Consider the following 10,123-nt stretch of genomic DNA (forward strand, 5'->3'; position numbering starts at 1 on the left):
TAGAAAAAATATCAACCTAATTAAAATGAAATATACGCTTACCTTGGTTTTGGCACTTGTTTTTAGTGTTATAAATGCACAAACAGCCCCAAAAAAATATCATCAATGGGCATCAACACCGCCTCTTGGATGGAACAGTTGGGATTGTTTTGGAACAACCGTTACCGAACAGCAAATAAAAGAACAGGCAGATGCGATGGCAAAATACCTTTTGCCAAGCGGATACAACTACCTCACGGTGGATATTCAATGGTATGAGCCTGAATCAAAAGGACATGCTTACGACCCGAAGGCGCTACTTACCATGGATAAATATGGCCGCTTAACGCCAGGTTTGAAAAAATTTCCTTCGGCTGCAGATGGAAAAGGTTTCAAACATCTTGCAGACTATGTACACGCCAAAGGACTGAAATTCGGCATTMATATTATACGGGGAATTCCTCGTCAGGCTGTCGAAAAAAATACACCTGTACTCGGCACAAACGTAAAAGCGCAGGATATTGCCGTTAAAAGCTCTACCTGTCCATGGAATCCAGATATGTACGGTGTTAATGCCAATAGCCCTGAAGGTCAGGCTTACTATAATTCCATTGTGCAGATGTATGCCGACTGGGGAGTGGATTTTATCAAGTGCGACGATATTTCACGTCCTTATGATGATGTACAAAAGGCAGAAATTGAGGCACTTCGCAAAGCAATAGATAAAACCGGACGGCATATCCTGTTAAGTTTATCTCCGGGAGCAACGCCAGTTAAAATGGGCGATCATGTTATGAATCATGCCAATATGTGGCGTATCACCGATGATTTTTGGGATAAATGGGGATTGTTGCAAGCTATGTTTGAGCGAATGGATGTGTGGACACCTTTCCGTGGGCCCGGACATTTCCCTGATGCCGATATGCTACCCATTGGAATTGTTGAATTCAAACGACCAACCAATTTCACCAAAAACGAACAATATACGCTTATGAGCCTTTGGGCTATTGGTCGTTCGCCACTTATTTTTGGTGGAAATATGACCAAGCTTGACGATTTTACCAAGGAAATGCTCACCAATCCCGAAATGCTCAAAGTAAATCAACACAGCATAAATAATCGTCAGGTGTCGCGCGAAAAGAATCTGATCGTGTGGACAGCCGATGTGCCTAATAGCAAAGATAAGTACTTGGCCCTTTTCAATGCGCAAAGCAAGGGAGAGAATCTTGATTTCAACAATGCCGATTATGTAAGTCCAATAATTGCCGGCAATGGAAGTTCGCAAAAGGTAGAAGTATCGGTAAAAGACGGTAAAAAACTTGTTCTCCTCGTGAAAGATGGAGGCAACGGGTTTGATTCGGATCATATCGTTTGGGCAGATCCTGTCCTTCATGGCCCCAAAGGCGATCTAAAATTGACGAGCCTCAAATGGCTGAGCGCAACCTCAGGCTGGGGAGATGCAAATGTAAATCGTACCTGCGACAACAACCCAATTATTATAAATAATGAAACACGAGAGGGAATTGGTGCTCATGCAGCGTCTGTGATCGTTTATCAATTGCCTGAAGGATATGATTCTTTTACAGCAACTGGCTACGTAACACAAGAAAAAGGCTCAGTGACTTTTGGAGTTTTGGTTGATAAAGGAACATTAGATTTTCCCGACAAGGCCAATGTAAAAGTGAACTTTGAAGCTATTAAAATAAAAGGCAAAGTAAATGTGCGCGATTTGTGGAATCACAAAGATCTCGGAACTTTTGATGGGAGCTTTGAGCGTGAATTGCCACAACATGGGGCTGGACTGTATCGGATAACTCCTTTACGTTAAGATACTAGTGCTAAGTTAAGTATGAATTGTCATTTTATACTCCCGCTGATTACGCGGAATACGCTGATTTATATGTTCAGCGATTATCACCGAAATCAGCGGGAAAATAGAACCGCCATTACTATTAATACAAGACTAGTTCCCTGCAAAGCATTAGGCCGTTTTAAAGCCTTTGTTAATTACGCAATAACATATTGATGAATGCTATAACATTTAATACTACAAATTAATATAACACAACAAAGTGAAAAGCTTCAATTTATACAAAAGACAATATTTTGCAAAACAAATAGTATTCGCATTTATGCTATTGATAAGCTTTTTTTCAGGATATGCACAAAATGGCATAGAAAGAAAACAGGTATTTGATGATGACTGGAAATTCTTTTTAGGTGATACGCCAGAAGCTAAAGCAAATGGTTTCAATGATTCGGGTTGGCGTAAACTTGATTTACCGCACGATTGGAGTATCGAAGGAAAAACTCATCCTAAAAATGCTACAGGCGGAGGTGGCGGATTTTTTCCGTCAGGGATGGGCTGGTATCGAAAAACCTTTCAGGTGCCTGATAGCTGGAAGGCAAAAAAAACAGCTATTTATTTTGAAGGTATTTATATGAATTCCGAAGTTTTTATCAACGGAAAATCGCTGGGTGTATATCCTTATGGTTACACCTCGTTCAGTTATGACCTTACACCTTATCTGAATTTTGGAAAAGAGAATGTTATTGCTGTACGTGTTGATAATTCACAACAGATGAATAGTCGCTGGTACAGTGGTTCGGGAATCTATCGCCATGTTTGGATGATGGTTACTGATCCTGTACATGTTGCACATTGGGGTGTTGACATTTCAACTCCTGATGTATCTTCAAAAAAAGCAACTGTATTGGTAAAAACCAAGGTTAAAAATGAAACAGCATCTGCCCAAAGTGTGGTTATACAAACACTTCTTTGGAATAAAAAATTAAAAAGTACTGGTAACAGCCAGATGAAGGTCGAGCTTCCTGCCAATAGCGAAAAGGAAATCACTCAAACCATACAAATGTCTAGCCCGATGATTTGGACACCAGAAACACCGCATCTATACGAGGCTCAGGTTCAGGTAGTAAAAGATAAAAAAGTGCTGGACGATACAAAAACCAATTTTGGTATCCGTTCCCTAAAATTTACTGTCGAAAATGGGTTTCAATTGAATGGTAAAACAGTGAAGATAAACGGCGGTTGTGTGCATCACGATAATGGCTGCCTGGGTGCTGCTGCTTTTGATCGTGCAGAAGAGCGCAAAGTTGAACTGCTTAAAGCCGGTGGGTTCAATGCGGTAAGAACTTCCCATAATCCACCTTCCGAAGCATTTCTTGATGCCTGCGACAGATTAGGTCTTCTCGTAATGGATGAATCTTTCGATTGCTGGAAAATTGGAAAAAACAGTAACGATTATGCAAAATATTTCAACCAGTGGTGGAAAAAAGATTTGCAGGCAATGATTTTGAGAGATCGTAACCACCCTTCGGTTTTCATGTGGAGCATAGGTAACGAAATTGTAGAACGGGGAAAACCCGAGGCTGTTGAAACGGCTAAAATGCTTTTGCAGGAAGTAAAAAAAATAGACACTACAAGGCCGGTAACTTCTGCAGTTGTGAATTTTGGCAAATGGGAAAACCTGGATTCTTTGATAAACGTACACGATGTTGCGGGTTACAATTACAACCTGCATACTGCGCCAGACGATCATAAAAGAGTGCCTTCCCGTATCATCGTTCAAACGGAATCCTATCCTAAAGATGCTTTTGCCAATTGGAAACTGGTACAGGAAAAYAATTATGTAATCGGTGATTTTGTTTGGACAGCGATGGATTATCTGGGTGAGTCAGGCATCGGCCGTTGGTATTATTCTGGGGAGACACCTGGTGAACACTGGGAAAATAATTTTTTTCCATGGCATGGTGCTTATTGTGGTGATATCGATCTGACCGGATGGAGAAAACCTATTTCCCATTACCGGAGTATGTTGTACAATAATAACGAAAAACTCTATATGGCCGTTCGTGAACCTGCTCCGGAACCTTTAGAAATCAAAGAAACCTGGTGGTCTGTATGGCCAACATGGGAAAGCTGSACATGGCCAGGTTTTGAAGGAAAAACAGTTCAGGTTGAAGTGTATGCTAAGTATCCTAAAGTTAGGCTTTACCTTAATAACAAACTGATAGGTGAACAGGCAACTACACGCGAACAACAGTTTAAAGCTACTTTTCAGGTTCCATATGCTGCGGGTTTGATTAAAGCCGTAGGTGTAGAAGATAATAAAGAAACGGGATCAGCCATCCTGAAAACTGTTGGAGAGGCTGCAAAAATAACACTAACAGCAGACCGGAAAGAGATCTTGGCCAACGGACAGGATTTGTCGTACATCACGATTGAAGTAACCGATAAAGAGGGAACAATTCAACCTAATGCGGCCAACCGTTTGCATTTCAAAATCGAAGGTCCGGGCGTAATTGCAGGTGTGGATAATGCTGATCTGAAAGATTTTGAACAATACGTGGGCAATACACGTAAAGCCTGGAAAGGTAAAGCTTTAGTTGTGATAAAGAGCAAACATGAAGCTGGCGAGATCAAACTAACGGTTACCTCGCCTGATTTACCAGCGGAAACTTTAACCATCAAAACAGCAATTAAAGATTTAAACCACAAGAACTAAGTTCCCATGTTAAAAAAAACTATACCACTGATTATATTAACACTGTTTATTTCGGTACTAAGTGTAAAATCGCAGGAAATCAATAGGTTTTTCCCAGAAAAAGACCTGATTACAACAGGAATATACTATTATCCCGAACACTGGAAAGAAAGCCAATGGGAGCGGGATATCAAAAAGATTTCGGATATGGGTTACGAGTTTGTCCACCTTGCAGAATTTGCCTGGTTTAAAATGGAACCTGAAGAAGGAAAGTTTGATTTTACCTGGCTCGATAAGGTGGTAGGTTTATGTACAAAATATAAGCTTAAGGTGGTCATGTGCACGCCATCTGCAGCTACACCGGCTTGGATGCGGGCCAATTATCCTGAAACCTTTATCATGGACGGGCATTATATCCGTGCCGAACATGGCACAAGGGGACTGGCGTCGATCGTTAATTCCAAGTACCGGTTGTTTGTCGAAAAAATTGTAACCGAGATGGGCAGGCGCTATGGTCAGCATAAAAATGTAACCGGATGGCAGCTGGATAATGAGCCCGATGCCAAACCCGATTATAGCGTGTCTTCACAGGAGGCTTTCAGGCAATGGCTAAAAAGCAGGTACAAAACCATTGATGCTTTAAATGATGCCTGGGGTACAGCTTTCTGGAGCCAGTGGTACAATAATTTCGACCAGGTTATGATCCATAACACCAATCTGGTTGGCTGGTGGGGTAACAATCCGCATGCCCTGCTCGATTTTAAGCGCTACTGTGCCGATGCGCAGGCCGAATTTCTCGATTTTCAGGCCGGCACCTTACGCGGCCTCATATCGAAGCAGCAATATATCACCACTAATTATACCGCGGTCTCTACCGGTTCTGATCCGGGGCGGACAAAGAAACTCGATTTTGCAGCTTATACTGCTTATCCTAATGGTGGCAGCGACAACATTGGCGAACTGGGATTTAGGATGGGAGATAGCCGGGTCATTCTTTTTGCATCAGAATATTTTAAGCGTGTAGGAGGCGTATCGGGCGTGATGGAAATTCAGCCTGGTCCTGTAAACTGGGGAAGCTACAACCCACTTCTTTTGCCCGGAACAGTGCGCATGTGGCTGTACCATACCTTTGCTGCGGGTGGGAAACTTGCCTGTTCTTATCGGTTCAGGCAGATTTTATACAGTGCCGAACAATACCATTCTGGTGTGATACAAACAGATGGGGTTACCCCTTCGCAAGGAGGTGAAGAGTATATCCAGTTTATGAAAGAAATAAAAGAACTGAGAAAGCTGTACAGGCCAGGGGCTAAAGTGCCTGAAAAATTGACGGAACGCTCAACCGCCATTCTTTGGAACCTGGAAAATTACTGGACCATCGACAGGCAGAAACAGACCAACCAGTGGGACACATGGAACTATCCCGTTAAGTTTCTGGAAATGGCAAAATCTTTGGGAGCCCCTGTTGATATAGTACCGGAAACTACTGATCTGTCGAAATATAAGGTGGTAATTGTTCCTGCTTACGAAATGGCCGACTCGGCTTTGGTAAAGAAATGGAATGATTATGTAACCCGTGGCGGACATTTGATTATTACCTGCCGTACAGCAACCAAAAACCGCATGGGGCATTTCTGGGAAGGTAAACTGGCAGCGCCAATTTCGGGCCTTATCGGTGCACAGATTATGGCAACCGATATGCTTTCTGCTTATGCGAAAGGAGACATCCAGATGGGCTCAGAGCACTACAAATGGAATAAATGGGGCGATCTGTTGCAGCCCGATCAAAAGACCGAAGTTCTTGCTAGATTTGAAAACCAGTTTTATAAAGGAAAGGCAGCTGTTGTAAAACACAAAATCGGTAAAGGATCGGTAACCTACATTGGTGTGGCCACAGACGATTCTAAGCTGGAAAAGGATCTGTTACGCGATACTTATACCGGAGCAGGGGCAACTACCGAAAATTATCCACCAGGTGTTTATGTTTATTGGAGGGATGGGTTTTATATGGCCGTAAATTATTCTTCTACCGATTATATCATAAATATTCCTGCAGATTCGAAGATCATTGTTGGAGAAAAAACATTGAAACCTGCTGGTGTATTGGTTTGGAGCGAGTAAACGTCGTATTCTTCATATCACTGCAATGGTTGGAACCCTTTGTTGATTATTTTAATGCACTTGTTTGTATCGATAGGGCTATAATCTGGTTTTAAAATGTCTTTAAAATTTTACATTTCTTAAAAGATCTCAGGATTTAAACGTAGTTTAGCTAATACTTAAATCCTTATCAATTATAACCATTTAAAGCTACTTTAATCATTGAGGGGTTCTCAGGGATGATTTCTGTATTATAATAAAATATATGTTTCGGTTTTTAGCTTTAATCAGCGCACTCATACTGTGTAATTCTCTTTTTGCGCAAGAAAACGTATATCAGTTTTCCCATCTCGATATTGCCAATGGCTTATCAGACAATCAAGTAAATGCCATATATAAAGATAACAAGGGGTTTATGTGGTTCGGCACCCTGTCTGGCCTGAACCGGTATGATGGACACGAATTCAAAATATTTAAGCACAGTTCAAAGGATAGTACCAGTATCCCGGAAGGTTATATCTTAGATATATTTGAGGGGCCGGAGAAACAGTTATGGATTACCTCTGGAGGTGGTTTTAGTATTTACAGTCCCTCAACCGAAAAGTTTGAACGGTTCCAGGATAAACACCTTAAAAAGTATAAACTTCCAGTTGGGTACCTGAGGGGGATAAAAACCAATAATAGCGGCAAGCTCTATTTCCTGATCGAAAACCTGGGTATTTTTTGCTATGATCCAAAAACTAATGCAACCGTCAGGTATGGCCATCAGAACGGCGTATCCAATTCGCTATATGCTGATCAGATAAGCGATTTTATTGATGACGAAAAAGGCAATTTATGGGTTATTTATACCAGTGGTGTTCTTGATAAGTTCAATTTAAAGAATCGCAGGGTGACAAGCAGGTATTTTGTCATCAACAAAAGGTTTGGTGAGCAGGTAAATTCCTTCAATCTCAACCGCGATTCGGAAGGCAATATTTTTATTTATAGCAGGGGTAATCCTTTCGGTTTATATTACCTTAATGTGGTAAGTGATCAGTTTAGTTATTTTGGGAAAAAGCAAGATCACTCCGGATTAAGCTCAAATAACGTAAGCAAGGTAATTGAGGGCGACGATGGAAATATCTGGATAGGGACCGATCATGGCGGAATCAATATCCTGGACAAACATACCCACCGGTTAACCTATATTTTAAGTAAAGAAGGTGACCTGAAGGGCTTAAGTGATAATAGTGTAGGGGCTTTATATAAAGATAACAATGGAATAGTGTGGGTCGGGACCTACAAAAAAGGAATCTCTTATTACCATAAAAGTGTTTATAAATTCCCCTTAAATCAGTATTTAACTGGGGAAAATGCGCTAAACGAGGATGTTAATTCATTTGCGGAGGACAACAAAGGTAACCTGTGGATCGGAACAAACGGAGCAGGCCTGTTGTACTTGAACAGAAGTACAGGCGAAATAAAAAGGTACCGTAATAATGCTGCCAGCAATAATTCGTTAAGTAGTGATATTGTGATCAGCCTTACCATCGATCATTCAGGTGTTTTATGGATCGGTACCTATTTAGGTGGGCTTGATTCTTTTGACGGGAAGAAGTTTACGAATTTTAAGCACACCGCTGATCCCTCGAGTATTTCAGATAACCGGATTTATGCTTTGCAGGAAGATTCTTCCAACAGGCTCTGGGTAGGAACCTTAAACGGTGGGCTGAATTTACTTGACCGCAGTACCGGAAAATTTAAACACTTTAACCCTTCGGTTAAAAATACATTAAATGCTTATGTGGTTACCTGTTTGTACGAAGATAAAAACAAAAACATCTTAATAGGCACCACAGCAGGGTTGAATATCCTGGATGCAAAAACCGCTAAGTTTAGCTATTTAAAAAACAACAACAGGGATACTAATTCCCTGATACAGGGTGTCGTAAATTCAATCGCCAATGATAGCAGGGGGTGGATTTGGATAGGCACAAGAGAAGGGATAAGCATATACAATCCTGCAAGCAGAAAGTTCACTAATTTAAGCGAAGAGATTGGCCTGCCTGAAAATACAGTGCTTTCACTTATCGAAGATGAGGATCACAATATCTGGTACAGTTCCCTTAAAGGGCTTTACAAAATTTCTGTAATTGCTCAGGGGAAAATCTATAAATTCAGGTACAGTAAGTACAACAAGTCAGACGGGTTGCAGAATACACAGTTTAACATCAATGCAGTACTGAAAACTAAAGCCGGCGAACTAATTTTTGGGGGGCCGAACGGCTTCAATATTTTCAGGGCAGGGCAGATCAAAAACAGCCAGTTTCCCTCAGCGTTGGTCATGACTGACTTAGAAGTATTTTACCATAAGGTAGACGTTGGTGAAAGTATAAACGGGCATGTTATTTTGCCCGAAACCATAACAGAACTTAAGAATTTAAGCCTTAGCTATAAAGAGAATATTTTTTCAGTCCAGTTTGCACTGCTCAATTATTTTAATCCCCAAAAGGTAATCTATAAATACAGTCTGGAAGGATTCGATAAACGTTGGCTTACGGTACCTTCAGAAAGCCGTAAAGCTACTTTTACAAACCTTGATCCCGGCAAATATATACTCCATGTAAGGGCTTTTAATGAAAATGACGCTGTACTCTTGGCCGAATCACAATTGAAAATTACCATTTTACCTCCCTTCTGGCGCACAACATGGGCGTATATCCTGTATGTTTTGGCCATTGGTTGCCTGTTGCTATTTATTAGGAGAAGGGGGATCAATAAATTAAGGCGGGAATTTGCTTTGGTACAGGAAAGAATCCAGGCGCGGCAATTACGCGAGCAAGACCGTAAGGAGGCTGAAAGATTACGGGAACTTGACCTGTTAAAAATTAAATTTTTAACCAACCTGAGTCACGAGTTCAGGACGCCTATTTCCCTGATCCTGGCTCCCGTAGACAAACTTTTGATCGAATCTAAAGAGAAGGAAAGGTATGGTCAGCTGGCCATGATAAAAAGAAATGCAAGGCGGTTATTAAACCTGGTAAACCAACTGCTCGATTTCCGTAAAATGGAAGAGCAGGAACTACGGTTAAATAATAGCGATGGCGAAATTGTTTCCTTCATTAAAGATGCAACAGATTCTTTTTACGATCTGGCAGAACGGAAGCAGATCAAACTTACTTTTAAAAGCACCATAGAAAACTTATACGTATCATATGATCAGGATAAGATAGAGCGGATATTGTTCAATTTACTTTCGAACTCATTTAAATTTACACCAACAGGGGGGACAGTAGGTGTTGAGCTACAAATACTGGGTGGTAAACCAGCGGATGGCAGGGTTTCACTGGAGTTAAAAGTGATGGACTCGGGGATTGGTATTCCAAAGGATAAACAGGAAAAAATATTCGAACGGTTTTTCCAAAATGATACTACCTCTTCCATTCTTAACCAGGGTTCAGGTATAGGCCTTTCTATCACCAGAGAGTTTGTCAAAATGCATGGTGGCGAAATAGTAGTAAAAAGTGAACCTGGTTTGGGGAGTTGTTTTACATTATCCC

At 41.1% G+C, this 10,123-nt stretch carries 4 protein-coding genes; all 4 read left to right on the forward strand.

Translation table 11 applies throughout. The features are described 5' to 3' along the window. The first annotated feature begins 25 nt into the window (after positions 1 to 25). Positions 26 to 1,807, forward strand: coding sequence for an NPCBM/NEW2 domain-containing protein (locus AC1DPQ_RS00215; protein WP_477607444.1), 1,782 nt, complete (start codon positions 26 to 28; stop codon positions 1,805 to 1,807). Between the two features lie 244 nt (positions 1,808 to 2,051). Next, complete coding sequence (locus AC1DPQ_RS00220; protein WP_477607446.1) at positions 2,052 to 4,505, forward strand: glycoside hydrolase family 2 TIM barrel-domain containing protein; 2,454 nt, start codon at positions 2,052 to 2,054, stop codon at positions 4,503 to 4,505. Between the two features lie 6 nt (positions 4,506 to 4,511). Continuing rightward, a complete protein-coding gene (locus AC1DPQ_RS00225) occupies positions 4,512 to 6,602 on the forward strand; it encodes a beta-galactosidase (protein ID WP_477607448.1) in 2,091 nt (696 codons plus the stop codon). Positions 6,603 to 6,846: 244 nt separating this feature from the next. Beyond that, a partial coding sequence (locus AC1DPQ_RS00230) for a two-component regulator propeller domain-containing protein (RefSeq protein WP_477607450.1) occupies positions 6,847 to 10,123 on the forward strand: 3,277 nt, incomplete at its 3' end.

This window comes from Pedobacter sp. 01T416_2 (assembly GCF_056398925.1).